Source organism: Streptomyces avidinii, from assembly GCF_014650695.1.
Taxonomy (GTDB): Bacteria; Actinomycetota; Actinomycetes; order Streptomycetales; family Streptomycetaceae; genus Streptomyces; species Streptomyces avidinii.
Map to the genome: position 1 here is coordinate 90,647 of NZ_BMVL01000021.1, position 16,872 is coordinate 107,518.

Genomic DNA, 16,872 nt, shown 5'->3' on the forward strand with positions numbered 1-16,872 from the left:
GCTTCGTCGTGCCCGGGTGTGGCGCCGCGCCCCGGGTCGGGGTGCATGCCGCCCGGGGCAGCCCTGCCAACTGAGCAGGCGCGCCAGTTGAACAGCGGACGGGCACGCGCCACCCGGGCCGTCTCTTCCGGATCCTGCCGGACCCGCGGCGCCCGGCAGGATCCGAAACAGACGGCCTAACGCCGCCGGGCGAAGTCGTGCACCACCACGGCCGCCGCCCCGACGGCCGGGTGACGCTGCAGGACCGCTTCGATCTCACCGAGCTCCATCCGGACCCCGGCGATCTTCACCTGCCGGTCCACGCGGCCGAGGTACTGCAGGGCCCCCTGCGGGAGGACCGTGACCGCGTCACCGGTCCGGTAGAGCCGCCCGGTGGGCGTGTCGGCGAACGGGTCACGGAAGAAGGCGTCCCGGGTCCGGTCGTGGTCGTGGACGTAGCCGCGCCCCACGCAGACCCCGCCGACGAACAGTTCCCCGGTCTCGCCCGGCGCGCAGGCGTGCCAGCCGTCGTCCTCGCGACGCAGGACGTACAACTGGCAGTTCACGACCGGGGTGCCGATGGGCAGGCGCAGCAGGCCGAGGTCTGCGGGGAGCACCGTGTGGTGGGTGACATCGTCGGAGCACTCCGTCGGCCCGTAGGCGTTCACCAGCCCGGCCTGGGGCATCTCCTGGAGCCAGCGCCGGGCCACCTCGGTCGGCAGCTCTTCGCCGGTGGCCAGCATCCACCGCAGGCCTTCCAGACGGCCCGCCGCGGGGGCGGCCGCCAGGTCGTCCAGCAGCAGCCGCACCATCGTCGGCACCAGTTCGACGACGGAGACGCCCTGTTCACCGATGAGCCGCGCGAAGGCCACCGAGTCATGGGCCGTGGCGTCGTCGACCACGGCGACCTCGCCGCCGACGACCAGCGGGCAGAGCATCTGCCAGATCGAGATGTCGAAGCCGAGAGGGGCGGTCTGCGCGACGACGTCGCGCTCGGTGAGTCCGAGGTCGACGACCTTGGCGAAGAGGTGGTTGAGCATGCCCTGGTGCTCCACGACCGCGCCCTTGGGCCTGCCGGTGGATCCGGAGGTGAACAGCACGTACCGAGGCTGGTCCGGGGACTCCAGCCGGGCCGGTCCCCGGCACGGTTCGCACGAGGCCGCGTCGGCAGCGCGCACGACCCGTACGCCGGCCTCCCGCGCCCCCTCGGCGAGAGAGGCGGAGACCGCCTCCCGGTCGGTGTCGAGCAGCATCACGGCGCCGGCCTGGCCGATGACATCGGCCACCCGCCGGGCCGGCCAGTTGCCGTCCGCGGGAAGGTAGAGCGCCCCCAGAAGTTCGGTGGCCAGGAAGGCGGCGACGACCGTGCTGCCGCGTTCACCTCCGACCGCGACGACCGTGCCGGGGGTGACGCCCTCCCGCTCCATCAAGGTGGCCAGACGTCGTGCCTCCACGGCCAGTTCGGCGTATCCGAGCCGACGGTGGGCATCCCTGACCGCCGGGCGGTCACCGTCCAGGGCGAAGCGTTCGACCCTGGTGATCACGGCGTCCGTGAGGTCGACCGGATGGTCGCGGGTCACCGCCAGCGCGCGGGCGTGCCGGATTTCACCCGGGGAGATCGCCAGTTCCGGGAGCTCGGTCGGACCGAGCAGGCCATCCACGATGGTCATGAATCCGCTCCTTGAGATCGGCACCAATAGCCGTTATTGACTGTTCAGGGAATAGCCGGATCTTGCAGGCCAACTTTCCCTCCAGTACGGTAATCCATGCTAGGGCGATCAAGTATTGCTTTCATCGCCCGATGGAAGACACTGCAAAATAGCAGTGGACAACGGCAGTTGATGGCCGATCGAGGTTCCCGAATTACCTCTCGACGCCGACTGCCGCTCCGATTTCAACCACTTCCATATCCCCTACCCGTCCTGCAGAGGGTGTCCGGCACTGTGCCCATCATCAGCTCCCCTCATGAATTCAATGTCGAGGACCTCTACATAGATTTACGCAGGCTGAACGGCACTCCGCTGTACCTGAAGTGCGAGGGGTTCAACTTCGCGGGGTCCATCAAGTTGAAGGCCGCCGCTGAAATGCTCGACGCCGCGGAGCTCGAAGGCCTCATCCGCCCGGGCTCGGTCCTGGTGGAGTCGTCCTCGGGCAACCTGGGCGTCGCGCTGGCCATCATCGCGGCCGACCGGGGCTACCGCTTCGTGTGCGTCACCGATCCCCGCTGCAACCCCACCACCGTGCGGCTGATGCGCTCACTGGGCGCGGACGTCCGGGTGATCTCGAAGCAGGATGCCAACCTCGGATACCTCCACAGCCGGATCCAGTACGTCCGCGACCTGTGCGCCTCCGACGACCGCTACGTGTGGCTCAACCAGTACGCCAACCCGAACAACTGGCGTGCCCACTACGAGCAGACGGCGCCGGAGATCGAGCGCAGCTTCCCGGACCTGGAGGTGCTGTTCGTCGGCGCGGGTACCACGGGCACCCTGATGGGGTGCGCGCGCTACTTCAAGGAGCGCCGCAGGCCCGTCACGATCGTGGCCGTCGACGCCGTCGGCTCGGTCACCTTCGGTGGCGTCCCGGAGCGCCGGGTGGTTCCGGGCCTGGGAACCAGCACCCGCCCGGCCCTGCTCGACGAGGCGTGGGTCGACGACGTCGTGCACGTCCTGGAGACCGACACCATCCGCGCCTGCCACAGCCTTGCCGCCCGGGGGTTCGTCCTCGGCGGGTCGACCGGGACCGTGGTCAGCGGCGCCACCCGCTGGCTGGGCGAGAAGTACCCGGGGGAGGACCCGGTCGCGGTCGCGATCTCCCCCGACCTGGGCGAGCGCTACCTCACCTCTGTCTACGACGAGACCTGGCTGCGCACGCACTTCGGCCAGGCCGACCTGTTCACCGACACCGACTGGAGCCCCTATCCATGACCCAGCCCCCTTCGTTCTCCGTCATCTCCGGCGCGCAGGTCGCCGACGTCCTGACCGGCCACGAGAAGCAGGTGACCGCGATGGTCGAGCAGGCGTACCGCCTGCACGGCGAGGGCCTGACGGTGAACCCGGATTCCTACTTCCTCCGCTTCCCCGAGCGGCCTTCCTCCCGGATCATCGCGCTGCCCGCGTCGGTCGGCGGCGACGTGGACGTGCACGGCATCAAGTGGATCTCCTCGTTCCCCGAAAACGTCGCCGCCGGTATCCCGCGGGCCTCCGCCGTGGTCGTCCTCAACGACACCACGACCGGCTACCCGCTGGCCTGCCTGGAGAGTTCCGTCATCAGCGCCTCGCGGACCGCGGCCTCCGCGGCCCTGGCGGCGGTGACGCTCGCCGACCGGCGCGGTGTGACGCCGCGCCGCGTCGGCTTCATCGGCGTCGGGCTGATCGCCCGCTACCTGCACACCTACCTCGTCGCCAACGGCCTGTCCTTCGACGAGGTGGGTGTCTTCGACCTGGACCGGGGACACGCGGAGGGCTTCGAGGGATACCTGACCCGCTCCGGGGAGGGCCGGGTGACGATCCATGAGAGCGCCGAGTCGCTCATCGCCGGATCGGACCTGATCGTGCTGGCCACGGTGGCGGGCGAGCCGCACATCCTCGACCCGGAACTGTTCTCCCACAACCCGCTGGTCCTGCACGTCTCGCTGCGCGACCTCTCCCCCGAGATCATCCTGTCCTCCTACAACCTCGTCGACGACGTCGACCACTGCCTGAAGGCCAACACCTCCCCCCACCTCGCGGAGCAGCGGACCGGCAACCGGGACTTCGTCGACGGCACCCTCTACGACCTGCTGGAGGGCCGCACCACTCCCCCGGCCGACCGGCCCGTCGTGTTCTCCCCGTTCGGCCTGGGAGTGCTCGACCTGGCCGTGGCCAAGTACGTCTACGACGAGGTGGACGCGGCCGGAGCGCTGCTGACCGTCCCCGACTTCTTCCACGAGATGAAGCGCTACGGCTGAACCCGGTACGGCCCCCGGACACCGCGAAGGGCCCGCCTGTCCGGCGGGCCCTTCGTCGTGTGCTGGCGAGCACGGCCGCCGTCAGGGCCGGCCGTCTGCCCGGGACCTGATGAAGTCGGCCAGCCGCTCCACGCCCTCGGCGATACTGGAATGCGTCAGATAACTGACGGAGAGCCGCAGACTGCGCTCGCCGCCACCCTGCGGGTAGAAGTACGACATGGGCGTCCAGATGACCCCGTACTCCTCCGCGCAGGCCTCGAGCGCCGCGTTGTCCGCGACGAACGGCACGTCGACGGCCAGGAAGAAGCCCCCGCTCGGCTCGTTCCAGCGGATGCCGAGGGCTTCGCGCTCCTTCGGCGGGAAGCACCGGTCGAGTTCCCGGAGGGTGGCCCGCATGGCGTCCCCGTAGTACGCGGCCGTGCCCGCGTTGAACTCCGAGGTTCGCCCGCCCGCGGCGAGCAGCATGCCCGCCACCACCGCCTGGCTGAGCGGGGAGGTGTTCACCGTCACCATGGACTTGATCCTGGTGAGTTCGTCCGCGAGCAGTCCGGTGGATCCGTCGGCGCCGACGACGACCTGGTCCGCGACCACGTACCCCACCCGGGCTCCCGGGAAGAGGGTCTTGGAGAGCGATCCCAGATGGACGACGTGACGCCCGCGGTCCAGCGACTTCAGCGTCGGCAGTTGCCTGCCGGGGCTCACGGCCCGGTACGGGCTGTCCTCAAGGATCAGGATGCCGTGGCGGGCCGCCAGGTCGAGCAGCTCCTTGCGCTGCTCCAGCGGCATCGTCGTCCCGGACGGGTTGGAGTGGTCCGGGACCACGTAGAACGCCCGGGGGCGGCGCCCCCGGGCCCGCTCGGCGAGGATCGCCGCCTCCAGGTCGGCGCAGCGGAATCCTCCGGCCGTCTCCTCGACCGCCGTCGGCACGATGTCGAACAGCCGGGCCGCTCCCGTGATGCCCACGTAGCAGGGGCTGGAGACCAGCAGCACGTCCTCGGGACCGGCGATGAGCGCCCGCACCGCCAGGAGCATCGCCTCCTGGGCGCCGACGGTCACCACGACGGACTCCGCGGGCACGTCCGTGCCCTCGTCCGCCCGCAGGCTGTCGGCGATCAACTCACGGATCTGGCCGGCCGTCGGCCCGTACTGGAAGAGGGCCGAGCGGATCTCGTCGGGCGAGGCCCCGCCCTCCGCCAGATGGTCCAGGTAGCGGCGCAGGTGGGTGAAGATCTGCTCGGTCTCGAAGAAGCCGGCGTAGGGGCGGCCCGGCGCGAAGGAGATCGCCCCCGGGTAGCGGTGAGTGATCTCGTTGAGGAAGTTCATCGTGTCGAGCACCGGGTCGCTGACACTGCCGTGCAGATCGTCCCGTCGCAGGTCGCCCGTCGGCCGCTCGTCCCCGCCGCCTCCGGGGCGCCGGGTACGGGTGGGCCGCCGCGGTGTCGCCGGCGGCGTGTCCGGCAGCCCCGGAAGCCGCAGCAGGTCCGGGCCCGCGTCGGCGAGCGCGGCGGTGCCGGTGAGTGTCATGGCATCGGCAAGTTCCTCGGCGACCAGCCCCAGGACGTGCTGCACGCCGTGTTCACCGCTCACGGCCAGGCCGTGCAGGACCGGCCGCCCGAGGAGCACCGCGTCGGCTCCGAGTGCCAGGGCGGCGAGGACGTCGGTACCGCGGCGCACCCCGCCGTCGAGGAGCAGCGGTACGGCGCCCGCGACGGCGTGCGCGATCTCGGGGAGCACCTCCAGGGTCGCCGGGGCCCGGTCCAGCTGCCGCCCGCCGTGGTTGGACACCAGGATCCCGTCGACCCCGGCGGCGAGCGCGCTGCGCGCGTCGGAGGCGGTGAGGATGCCCTTGACCAGTACGGGCAGGGAGCTGATGGACCGCAGCCAGTCGACGACCGACCAGTCGAGGGACGGGTCGAACTCGGTGCGGGCGTGACCGCTGGGCGAGGAGAAGCCCCCGCCGACCAGGTTGGCCGGGACGACACCGGTGGGCAGCCGGAAGTCGTTGCGCAGGTCGCGCAGCCTGCGGCCGAGGTGCGGAGCGTCCACGGTGAGCACCAGCGCCTCGAAACCAGCCCGCTCGGCGTGCTCGACGAGCCCGCGCGTCGTGTCGCGGTCACGGAAGCAGTACACCTGGAGCCAGAGCGGCCCGGAGGCGGCCGCCGCGATGTCCGCGAAGGTGCGGCTCGCGAAGGAGCTGACGACGAGGGCACCGGCACGTCCCGCACCTCGGGCGGTGGCGACCTCGCCGTCCGGGTGGGCCAGGGTGTGGTAGGCCATCGGCGCCACGCCGAGCGGCACCGGCCAGGTCCGTCCGAGGATCTCGGTTCCGGTGGCGGGAGCGCCCATGCCGGTCAGCACCCTGGGGCGCAGTCGCACCTGGTCGAACACGGCCGGGTTGGCCGCGAGCGTACGTTCGTCACCCGCGCCGCCCGCGATGAAGTCCCATACGGCGGGTTCGAGTCGGCGCCGCGCCAGGGCCTCGTAATCGGCGGACGTCAGCGGGCCGGCGGCACCCATCAGGAGGACAGCCGGTCACGCTCGACGGCCTCGTACAGGGCCCGGATGTTGGCGCTGCCGAATCCGCGCGAGCCCTGGCGCTGGATGAGCTCGAAGAAGAGCGTGTTGCGCTCGTACGGCGAGCGGGTGAACAGCTGCAGCAGGTGGCCCCACTCGTCGCGGTCGGCCAGTACCTGCGCCTTGCGCAGCTCGGCTATCTGCTCCGCCATCCCTTCGAACCGCTCGGCGAGCATGTCGTAGTAGGTGTCCGGGGTGTTGAGGAACTCCACGCCCCGGTCCCGGGCCTCGCCGACCGAGGGGATGATGTCGTCGACGAGGAAGGCGAGGTGCTGCGCTCCCGGGCCGCCGTTGCGCTCCAGGAAAGCGTCGAGCTGGCCGGGTTCCTTGCCCGGGTCGGGCGCGACGAGGGTGAAGGTGACCCGGCCGGATGCGCTGCGCACCACGATGGAGTCCATCGCCTGGCCGCCGACGGCCACGTACTCCGAGGAGTAGCGGGAGAAGCCGAAGGCATCGCGGTAGAAGTCGGCGTACTCCTCGAGGGTGCCGCCCGCGAGGCAGACCGCGATGTGGTCCAGCAGCCGGATGCGGGAGGGCTCGGTGGAGGTGATCTCAGGGCTCGGGGTCCAGCGACGGCCGTCGGCGAGCGGGCCGCCGGGCCGGGCGGGTGCGGGCAGCAGGGTGTGGGTGACGCTGCCGAAGCCCGCGACCACGACGTTGCCGCGGGGTGAGGCGAGCGGCACGGCGCCCGCCGCGACCGCCTTCGCTTCGGCCGCCGCCGGGTCGTCGCAGGTCATGGCGATGTCGGCGATGCCGTCACCATGGCTGTCGAGGAACTTCCAGATGCCGCGGCCCGAGGTGACGACCAGGCGGACGTCTCCCTGCTGCAGCAGGATGGAACTGCGGTCCACCTCCACCGAGTCCGCGACTCTGGTGAAGCCGAGGGCCGAGACGAAGTAGTCGACGGCGGCGACTTTGTCGGATGCGAACAATTCGACATACGAGATGTCCTGCACAGCCATGGTGCTAGCTACCTCCTGAACGGCCGACGGCCGGTGGTGTTTCGTGGGTGACGTGGCTTTGCTGAGCCAGGCACCGGGGCGGGGGCGGGCGGGACCCCCGGGGCTCCGCAGATGACGCATCGCGGGTGTCCCGCCCGACGGCCCCTACCGACGCCGGCTGACTACCAGACCCATTCCTGCTGCTTGAAGAGGTGGCCCGCGGTGATGTCGCGGTCCTTGCACCAGGTGAGGAACTCCTCGATCTGCTTGATCTGGTAGGTGTCCTCGGTGTAGGTCGTGGCCATGACGTGGCCCAGCCAGTCCTCTTCACCCATGGCGTAGACGTACGCCTCGGTGGCGCCGAGCTCCGTCATGATGGCGGCGGCCTGCTCCGCGTTGGAGCCGGAGAGCTTGCGCGAGTTGCTCATCTTCTTGGTGACCGGGATGGTCAGCAGCGCCTGGTAGAGCCAGGTGAGCGGTGCGCCGTCGCACTCCATGCCGAGGAAGGCGATGTCGGCGGTGCCCAGGTGCGACTTGATGTAGCGGTAGAGCGCGGGCTCGATGCCCGAGGAGTCGGCGCCGATGAAGACCTTCTTGCCGGCCAGTTCGGCCCAGTAGGTCGACTTGGCGCGGATGTCCAGGTCGCAGTGCTCACCGAGGAACGGCGTGGCCGTGATCTTGCCGCCGGGGAACTCGACCTCGTCGAAGTCGTCGACCTCGATGACGTTGAAGCCCTGGTTGCGGAGCATGTGCGCCATCGACGGGTCGGCGAGGTTGCCGCGCGAGGAGCGCGGAACGACGATCGCGCCGAGGCGGCCGCGCAGCTGGAGAAGCGTCTCCAGGACGATGTGGTCCTGGTGACCGTGGGTGATGAGCACCAGGTCGATGTAGTCCGGCAGGTCGTCCAGGGTGTAGCGGTCGCCCGCGGTGCTGTCGGCGCTGATGAACGGGTCGGTGACGATGGCGGCCTCGGGCGTCTGGAGCACCAGGCAGGCGTGGCCGAAGTAGCGGATGCGGCCGCCGGCCTCGATGTGACGGTCCGCGGCACCGCTCGGGGTGTCGCTGAGCATGGTGGCCAGGTGGGCGGTCTGGGCCTCGTCGAGCTCCAGCGCCTCGCTCAGGTGGGCGAGGGTGGTGCCCTGCACCCGGGCCTTGAACAGCTCGGTGAGACCGGGGTGGTTGAACGGGATGTCCAGCTCGAGCACGTCCGGCGAGGGGAGGCGCGGGGTGCTGAGGATGAACGGGCGCTCGATGCCGGTCTCGAAGGAGAGCTGCACCGACTGGCGGCCCTGGTCGTAGACCTCGCTCTTGTAGACGACCGGCTCCATGAAGCGCATCTGCGCCTGGTTGTCGGTGTCGTACGCGAGCTCGATCAGTCCGCCGAGCTCGGCGGGCATCTTGGGGTAGAGCGGGGTGAGGTCGAAGCCGGTGGCGTTCGCCCGGAGGATCTCCTGGCCGGCCGCGATCGCCTCGGCGAAGCGGAGCATGGGAGCCCGCTCCTTCTTGATCGACTCGACCAGCTCGCGGACCTCGTCGGCGCGCTCCTCCGGAATGTTGATGAAGTAGCCGCCGCGCAGCTCGGGGTTGTTGCTGGCCGCGACGTGTACCTGCGGGGACTGCAGGTACGACTCGAGCAGCGGCAGCTGCAGGAACGCGAGGTTCATGGCGGCCTGTACCGGCGCCACGGTGTACGGCCAGGCGAAGAACCTGTCCACCAGCGGCTCGATGATGACCTTCGACTTCAGATACAACAGCTCGTCGGACATCTGCGTCCCTCTCTCCAGCAGAAAGCAAAATAAATTGACCAACCGACCGGCTATTGCTACCGGAATTCGGTGCGCCGGGCCGGACGGCGATGGGAACAACGGCCAGAGAGAATCAGCTGGAACCTGAAGCCAGGGAGCCGAAGAAGCTGCGTCCGCTCCGCCGCACAAAGCTCACCGCACGCAGAGCGCTCTCCTGAATCAGAATGACCTGAGGCCGTACGGTGAATCAATACTCGACGGCTGGCGACGGTCATTGAACAGCCGCGCCGCGCGGCCGGGCGGCACGGCGCACCGCGTATACCGCGGAACACCGGCCGCCTGCTGTGCAACTGCGTCGGGGCGCCGGTTGAACGGACTTCGGCCGGAGCCTTGCCGCTTGCCGGCGGACGGGTCAGACCGCTATGGCCGCGACGGCCGGCCGGGCGAGCCGCTGGTAGTCCGCGACGGACAGGGCGACGGACAGGTCCAGTCGGCCCGCGTTGAAATAGATCTCGTCGTGGACCAGCAGGCCCTCGTCGACGAGCAGGTCCAGCTCGGTGGAGAAGGCGAACGGGGTGATGGACCCGCTGACGCTGCCCGCGAGCCGCTCGGCGACCTCCTGGGTGGCGAAGGAGGCCTCCCGGCCGCCGTAGCGCAGGGCCAGGGCGGGCAGATCGACCCGGCGGTCGCCGGGGACCACGGCGAGCACGTAGCGACGCGAGCGCTTGCCGGTCGCCACCCGGATCACGATGGACTTGGCGGCCTGCTCCAGCGGGTGCCTGCGCAGCTCGCTGGCTTCCTCGGTGCGGCCCTCCGGTTCGTGCGGGATGGTCCGGTACGACGCGTCACCTGACGCGAGGAGGTCGATCAGGTGCTGGAAGGCGTCGCGGTCCTCAGGCATCCCGGGCCTCCGGGGGACGCGCGGCGGATGCGGGGCAGTGGGGGCGGTGGGACACCATTCCTCCGTAGGCAGATGGGCGCCGTCGGGGAAGTCCGACGGTCGTGACGCTCACCCAGCGGGATCCGACCGCAGGCCGGGGAGGCGCCGCACGCACCTCGTGGGGCGTGCGGACCCTTGACAAGCCGTCACCCATGGCAGGTGTGACGGCCGCGCGCCGCAACGTTCGCTCGCCCCTCCGCGACCGCGGTGCGGAGGGGCGGGGCCTCAGCGCTCCGGGATCTCCGGGGCGAGTTCGTGCAGCGGCACGACGTTCAGGAAGGCGACGTCGCCGATGCGCCGGGCGCTCAGGCCCGTCACCGTCAGCGACTGGTCCTCGTTCAGCTCCACCGCCGCGCCCTCGTCGGCCAACAGGGAGCTGAGTACGGCGACATCAGGGGTCCGGACCGACACGGGTAACCTCCGGCCGCGGACGGCGAGGCGCGCCGCGCGTTGCCCCGCGACCAGTTCGCCCCGAGCGATGATGACCAGTTCGTCCGCCATGTCGGCGAGTTCCATGGGCAGCTGGCCGGAGACGAGCACCGTGCGGCCCTCGGCGGCCAGCCGGTGGAACAGGGTACGGGCCCAGCGCAGACCGCGCTGGTCCAGTCCGTTCAGTGGCTCGTCGAGCACCAGGACGGGCGGATCGGCGAGCAGCGCGCAGGCGATGCCGAGCCGTTGCCGCATCCCGAGCGAGAAGGTGGCGACCCGGCGGTGTTCCGCCGAGGTCAGCCCGGCGATGTCCAGTACGTCGTCCAGCCGGCCGAGCGGGATGCCGTGGCGCCGAGCCACCCCGGTCAGGTACTCCCGCGCGGTGTTCCCCCCGTGGGGGCAGTAGACCCCGCTGGTGCCCAGCAGTACGCCGACCTCCCGCGCGCCGGGCGGGCGGTCCCGGAACTCCCGGCCGCCGATCGAGGCACTGCCGGAGGTCGGGGCGCTCAGTCCCAGCAGAAGTCGCAGCGTGGTGCTCTTGCCCGCGCCGCTCGGGCCGAGGAGACCGGTGACGCGCCCGGCCCCCACCGTGAAGCTGAGTCCGTCGACAGCCGTGACGTTCCCGTAGCGCTTCGTCAGTTCCCTGATCTCGATCATCATCACCATCGTGGAGTGGACCGGACCCGCGTCTCCGCGGGCCGGGGTGGCGATCGCGGACGCACACCGTCCCCGCGGGGTCTCACCCGCGGGGACGGTGCAGTCCGCGAGCGGATCTGATTCTTCTCGCCGCGGCCGAGGGCCGTCGGCATTGCTCACCCGGCATCCTCCGGCGAGCGATCGGACTCCCCTGTCCGATCTTTTCGGACAAAGGACTCCCGCTGTAAGGGTGACGGGCACTTCTGCACTGTCCACGGACAGAATTTCAAGGGCACCGATGGGCAATGTATCGGCGCGGCAGAGAAAATTTCGGTCCGGGCGGCCGAAAGGGAATTGACGGCCCGCACGAATTGACGTGCGGAATGTCTGAGCACCCTATCCGACGCGCCTCGGGCCCGACCTCCGACGCCCCGCGGGGTGCGGGGTGCGGGGTCCGGTCGTCCGCGACCTGACCCCGCACCCCGCACGGCCTTCGCGTATCAGCCCTCCCAGCCCAGCCAGGCGGACACCTCGGCCCAGACCAGCCCGAGGTGCTCGGGCTTCGCGAGGTCGTAGTGGGTGCAGGGCACGCCCGCTTCCGACACCACGCCGGTCACGTGCTCCGCCCACCGGTCGGCGGTCGGACCCTCTTCCTCGCGGCCGTTCTTGGCCACGACCAGCAGGGCGTCGCCGTCGAACCGTCCGTGCGTGTGGGTGCGCCGGATCCGGCGGCCGTTGTGCAGCACCCTGGCGAAGGTCCGGTACTCCTCGTCGGTGACCGCACCCAGTGCGCCGCCCGCCTCCAGCCGGACGGCGTCGACCAGTTGGTCGATCTCGTCCTCCGGGTCGAGCTCCTTCTCCCGCGCCGCCATGGCGGCCTCTTCCTCGCTGTCCCACGGGTACTGGTCGAGCAGCACCAGCGCCCCGACCTCCTCACCGGCGGCCTGCAGCTGGACGGCGATCTCGTGGGCGAGTACGCCGCCGTACGACCAGCCCAGCAGGTGGTAAGGACCGCTCGGCTGCACCGACCGCATCTGGGTGATGTAGTCGGCGGCCATCTCCGCTATGGAACCGGCGAGTTCGGAGGTGCCGTCCAGGCCCCGGGCCTGCAGGCCGTAGAGCGGCACGTCCTCCGGCACGTACCGGACCAGCGGCATGTAGCACCAGCTCACGCCGCCCGCCGGGTGGAAGCAGAAGAACGGCGGACGTTCGCCCTGCTCGCGGATCGGCAGCAGTACATCCAGCGCGTCCTGCACCGAGGACAGGCTCATCCTCTTCATCAGCCGGCCCACGGTCGGTGCCGCGAACAGGTCGCGCACCGCCATCGCCACGCCACGTTCCCGCAGCGCCTCGACGAGGCGGACCGCCAGCAGCGAGTGGCCGCCTAGAGCGAAGAAGTCGTCGTCGACGCCCACGCTCTCCAGGCCGAGGACCTCAGCGAAAGCCGCACCGATGTTCGCCTCGAAGGAGTTCACCGAGTGGTGCGCCTCCTCGCGCACCGCGGCCTCCGGCACCGGCAGGGCCTTACGGTCCAGCTTGCCGTTCGGGGTCAGCGGGAACTGCTCGATCACCACGATCGCGGACGGCACCATGTACGCGGGCAGCCGGTCCTGGGCCACTCCCCCGACCGCCTGGGCGAACCCGTCCAGCTCTTCCGGCGCCAGTGCGCGGTTGGGCACCACGTAGGCCACGAGCCGCTGGTCGCCGGGGACGTCCTCGCGCACGAGGGCCACGGCCTGGCCGACCGAGGGATGTCCGGCGACCACCGCCTCGATCTCCCCCAGTTCGATACGGAAGCCGCGCACCTTCACCTGGTCGTCCGCACGGCCCAGGCACTCCAGCTCACCGTCCGCACGCCAACGAGCCAGGTCCCCGGTCCGATACAGCCGCTCCCCGAACGCATACGGCGACGCGACGAACCGCTCCGCCGTCAGACCCGAACGACCCACATAGCCACGGGCCAACTGAGCCCCCGCCAAATACAGTTCGCCCGTCACACCGACCGGAGCCGGACGCATCGAACGATCCAGCACATACGCCCGCGTATTGGCGAACGGCCGACCCACCGACACCACATCCGAAGCGACCTCCGCCGACGTGGCCCACACCGTCGCCTCGGTCGGACCGTACAGGTTCACCGCCCGCACACCCAGGTCCGTGAACCGCTGCGCCAACTCACGCGGCAGCGCCTCACCACCCACCAGCGCCCGCACCCCGGCCGGCCAGCCCTCCTCCTCCAGCAGCGCCCGCCACAACGACGGCACCGCCTGGAGCACGCTCGCGCCCGATGTGAGGACCAGCCGCGTCAGCGCGGACGGATCCCGCACCTCCTCACGCGACGCCAACACGACCGACGCACCCGACACCAACGGCAGGAACAACTCCAACGCGGCGATGTCGAACGACACCGTGGTCACCGCCACCAGCCGATCCCCGGCCGCGACACCCACCCGCTCACCAGCAGCGAACAAATGGTTCACCAACGCACCGTGCGGGACCACCACACCCTTGGGACGACCCGTCGAACCCGACGTATAAATCACATACGCCGCATTGCGCGACTCCAGCTCCACACCCCCACACACCGGCACGTCCGCCACGTCCGACAGAACCGCCAGCTCCGCCACCACCGACGGATCATCGACCACAACCACCGGCACACCCGCCGGCACGACCTCCGCAACCGCCGTGTGCGACAGGACCAGCGGGACACCCGCATCGGCGAGAACATAAGCGATCCGCTCCGCCGGATACTCCGGGTCCACCGGCAGATACGCCCCGCCCGCCTTCATCACCGCCAACAGCGCAACCACCAGATCGACCCCACGGTCCATCACCACACCCACGACCGACTCCGGCCCGACACCACGCCCACGCAGCAACCGCGCCAGCCGGCTCACCCGCGCATCCAGCTCGGCGTAGCCGAGTTCGACGTCCCCCTGCACCAGCGCGATCGCGTCCGGTGTCCGGGCGGCCTGCGCCTCGAACAGCTCGACGACCGTCGCGTCCTGCACCGGGGCGCCGGTTTCGTTCCATTCGGTGAGGACACGGCGTCGCTCGTGCGCGCCGAGCACGTCCACCTCGCTGAGCCGAACGTCGGGGTTCGCGGCCAGCGAGGCCAGCAACCGGACCCACCGTTCGGCCATGCGCACGCTGGACTCGACGTCGAACAGGTCGGCCGACGCCGTGAGCCCTCCGTGCAGACCGGCCGGCGTGCCGTCCGTGTCGTGCACCTCGACCATGTTGAAGTCCAGGTCGACCTTGACGGACGAGGAGCGGGTGACCAGCACGCCGCCGTCGACGGACTCTTCGAAGGAGTCGCCGGTGGTCCAGGATGAGGGCCCGTCCGGCTTCGTCCCCACGGCGTTCTCCAGCAGGAACATCACCTGGAAGAGCGGGTGACGGGCCATCGAGCGGGCCGGTGACAGCTCCTCGACCAGTTTCTCGAACGGCACGTCCGTGTGGGACAGGGACCCCAGCGCGGCTTCCCTGACCCGCGCGAGCACCTCGCGGAAGGTCGGGTCGTCCGAGAGGTCGGTACGCACCACGAAGGTGTTGACGAAGTAGCCGATCAAGTGGTGCATCGCCTCGTCCGTACGGCCCGCGGCAGCCGACCCGATCGGAATGTCGGTGCCCGCTCCCAGGCGGTTCAGGAGCACGGCCAGGGCACCGTGCATGACCATGAACATGGTGACGCCCTCGGCCCGCGCCATCTCGGCGAGCCGCGCGTGCACGTCCGCAGAGGTCTCCAGGCTCGTCTGGTGGCCCCGGTAACTGGCCACCGCCGGACGCGAACGGTCGCTCGGCAGCTCGAGTTCCTCCGGGATACCGGCCAGTTCTTCCCGCCAGAAGGCGACCTGCTCGGCCAGCACGCTGTCCGGGTCGGCGGAGTCGCCGAGCACCTCGCGCTGCCAGAGCGCGTAGTCCGCGTACTGGACCGGCAGCGGCGCCCAGTCGGGCGCTCGACCCTCGGCACGTGCCATGTAGGCGGTCTTCAGGTCGTTGACCATCGGCCCCCACGACCAACCGTCGGCGGTGATGTGGTGCACCACGACCGCGAGCACGCTCTCCTCCGGGCCGACCCGGATCAGCGACGCCCTCAACGGGATCTCGGCGGCGGACAGGTCGAACGCGTACCGCTCGGCCTCGGCCACCGTGCCGGCCAGGTCCTCCTGCTCCACGTCGATCACGTGCAGCGTCCAGTCCAGCTCCTCGAGGTCGAGGATCAGCTGGTAGGGCTCGCCGTCGGCGACCCGGTACACGGTGCGCAGCGACTCGTGGCGCCCGATGACGTCACGGAACGCGGCGTTCAGGAGCTCGGTGTCCACCTCGCCCCGCATCGGCGAGCTGACGGGGATGTTGTAGGTGCTGCTCGGCCCCTCCATCTGGTTGATGATCCACAGGCGGCGCTGTCCGTAGGAGAGCGGAAGGCGCTCGGGCCGGGTGCCCCGCACGAGAGCTGCCCGGGCGGCCTTGGCTCCCACGAGGCGCGTGGCAAGTCCGGCGACGGTCGGCTCCTCGAAGAGCGTACGGATGTCGGTCTCGATGCCGAGCAGGGTGCGGATCCGGCTGACCAGGCGCACGGCCATCAGCGAGTGCCCGCCCAGGGTGAAGAAGTCGTCGTCCACGCCGACGCTCTGCAGGCCGAGGACATCGGCGAAGGCCAGGCAGAGCAGCTCTTCCTGGAGCGTCGACGGCCGGCGGCCGGTGCTGGCCGAGGTTCCCGCGTAGTCCGGTGCGGGCAGGGCCTTGCGGTCGAGCTTGCCGTTGCCGGTGAGGGGCAGCGCGTCCAGGACGACCACGGCCGCGGGCACCATGTGTTCGGGCAGCCGCCGAGCGGTGAACTCGCGGACCGCGGACGGGAGTCCGTCGAGGTCGCCGTCCTCGTCCATCGGCACCACGTACGCGATCAGGCGTACATCGCCGGGCACGTCCTCGCGGGCCACCACCGCTGCCTGCGCCACCAGCGGGTGCGCGGCGATACCGGCCTGCACCTCGCCCAGTTCGACGCGGTAGCCGCGGATCTTGACCTGGTCGTCGGCGCGGCCCTGGAAGACCACTCGGCCGTCCTCGGTCCAGCAGGCCCGGTCACCCGTCCGATACATCCGCAGGCCGGGCTCGAACGGGTTCGCGACGAACCGCTCGGCCGTCAGCGCGGTCCGCTTGACATAACCCCGCGCCAGCTGAACACCCGCCACATACAACTCACCCACAACACCCACAGGAACCGGCCGCAGCGAAGCATCCAACACGTAGAACCGGGTGTTCGCCACCGGAGCACCCACCGGCACCAGCCCGGCATCCGCGTCGGAAACCTCCAGTCGGGTCGTCGCCACACCGATCGTGGTCTCGGTCGGCCCGTAGTGGTTGAACACCACCCCGTCACCGCCGTGCTCGACCAGCTCCCGCACCAACGCCGGAGCAGCCGCCTCACCACCCAGAACCAGCGAACGCCCCGGCAGGACACCCTCCACGCCGGTGACCGAAGCCAGCGCCGCCAGGTGCGAGGGAACCGCCTTCAGGAAATCGATCCCGTGCTCGACCAGATACGAGGACACCGCCACCGGATCGGTAACCGCACCCTCCTCCAGGACGTGCAACTCACCACCCGTGGTCAGACTCGCGAACACCACCGTGTTCCCCAGGTCCGTCGCCTGCGCCTGAAGCAGCGCATACCGG

General features: G+C 70.3%; 9 protein-coding genes and 1 pseudogene. 2 read left to right on the plus strand and 8 right to left on the minus strand.

The window, feature by feature from the left end; all coding sequences use genetic code 11:
- Nucleotides 1-176 precede the first annotated feature (176 nt).
- Nucleotides 177-1,649: an amino acid adenylation domain-containing protein gene (locus IE257_RS35490; protein WP_189973964.1), complete on the minus strand. Its 1,473-nt coding sequence runs from the start codon at nucleotides 1,647-1,649 to the stop codon at nucleotides 177-179.
- A 273-nt stretch (nucleotides 1,650-1,922) separates the two neighbouring features.
- Here IE257_RS35490 and sbnA point away from each other — a divergent pair, with 273 nt between their 5' ends.
- On the plus strand, nucleotides 1,923-2,906 hold the full coding sequence (gene sbnA, locus IE257_RS35495; RefSeq protein ID WP_189973965.1) for a 2,3-diaminopropionate biosynthesis protein SbnA: 984 nt from the start codon (nucleotides 1,923-1,925) through the stop codon (nucleotides 2,904-2,906).
- The gene (gene sbnB, locus IE257_RS35500; protein WP_189973966.1) at nucleotides 2,903-3,928 is read left to right on the plus strand and encodes a 2,3-diaminopropionate biosynthesis protein SbnB; all 1,026 of its coding nucleotides are present in this window, start codon (nucleotides 2,903-2,905) and stop codon (nucleotides 3,926-3,928) included. The genes sbnA and sbnB overlap by 4 nt, the downstream gene beginning before the upstream one ends.
- Before the next feature lie 81 nt (nucleotides 3,929-4,009).
- On the opposite strand, the gene IE257_RS39565 is transcribed toward sbnB, so the two are convergent.
- The 7 genes and pseudogenes from IE257_RS39565 to IE257_RS35530 form a co-directional block, all read right to left on the minus strand.
- Nucleotides 4,010-5,452 (minus strand): aminotransferase-like domain-containing protein, encoded by a 1,443-nt coding sequence (locus IE257_RS39565; protein ID WP_229920857.1) that lies wholly within the window; start codon nucleotides 5,450-5,452, stop codon nucleotides 4,010-4,012.
- A 6-nt stretch (nucleotides 5,453-5,458) separates the two neighbouring features.
- A pseudogene (locus IE257_RS39570) lies at nucleotides 5,459-6,445 on the minus strand (alpha-hydroxy acid oxidase); the annotation flags it as partial.
- Nucleotides 6,445-7,464 (minus strand): 4-hydroxyphenylpyruvate dioxygenase, encoded by a 1,020-nt coding sequence (hppD, locus tag IE257_RS35510; RefSeq protein WP_189973968.1) that lies wholly within the window; start codon nucleotides 7,462-7,464, stop codon nucleotides 6,445-6,447. The pseudogene IE257_RS39570 and the gene hppD, both read right to left, overlap by 1 nt.
- 161 nt (nucleotides 7,465-7,625) lie before the next feature.
- A complete protein-coding gene (locus tag IE257_RS35515; RefSeq protein ID WP_189973969.1) occupies nucleotides 7,626-9,209 on the minus strand; it encodes an MBL fold metallo-hydrolase in 1,584 nt (527 codons plus the stop codon).
- Between the two features lie 391 nt (nucleotides 9,210-9,600).
- Nucleotides 9,601-10,089, minus strand: a complete 489-nt coding sequence (locus tag IE257_RS35520) for a YbaK/EbsC family protein (protein ID WP_189973970.1) — start codon at nucleotides 10,087-10,089, stop codon at nucleotides 9,601-9,603.
- Nucleotides 10,090-10,353: 264 nt separating this feature from the next.
- Complete coding sequence (locus IE257_RS35525; protein ID WP_189973971.1) at nucleotides 10,354-11,214, minus strand: ABC transporter ATP-binding protein; 861 nt, start codon at nucleotides 11,212-11,214, stop codon at nucleotides 10,354-10,356.
- Between the two features lie 479 nt (nucleotides 11,215-11,693).
- Nucleotides 11,694-16,862 carry a non-ribosomal peptide synthetase gene (locus tag IE257_RS35530; RefSeq protein WP_308433300.1) on the minus strand — a complete coding sequence of 1,723 codons (5,169 nt, stop codon included), beginning with the start codon at nucleotides 16,860-16,862 and terminating at the stop codon, nucleotides 11,694-11,696.
- Nucleotides 16,863-16,872: the final 10 nt, after the last annotated feature.

Coding starts and splice junctions, on each gene's coding strand:
- IE257_RS35490 (WP_189973964.1), bottom strand. CDS start 1,649: ATGACCATCGTGGATGGCCTGCTCGGTCCGACCGAGCTCCCGGAACTG.
- sbnB (WP_189973966.1), top strand. CDS start 2,903: ATGACCCAGCCCCCTTCGTTCTCCGTCATCTCCGGCGCGCAGGTCGCC.
- IE257_RS39565 (WP_229920857.1), bottom strand. CDS start 5,452: ATGACACTCACCGGCACCGCCGCGCTCGCCGACGCGGGCCCGGACCTG.
- hppD (WP_189973968.1), bottom strand. CDS start 7,464: ATGGCTGTGCAGGACATCTCGTATGTCGAATTGTTCGCATCCGACAAA.
- IE257_RS35515 (WP_189973969.1), bottom strand. CDS start 9,209: ATGTCCGACGAGCTGTTGTATCTGAAGTCGAAGGTCATCATCGAGCCG.
- IE257_RS35520 (WP_189973970.1), bottom strand. CDS start 10,089: ATGCCTGAGGACCGCGACGCCTTCCAGCACCTGATCGACCTCCTCGCG.
- IE257_RS35525 (WP_189973971.1), bottom strand. CDS start 11,214: ATGATCGAGATCAGGGAACTGACGAAGCGCTACGGGAACGTCACGGCT.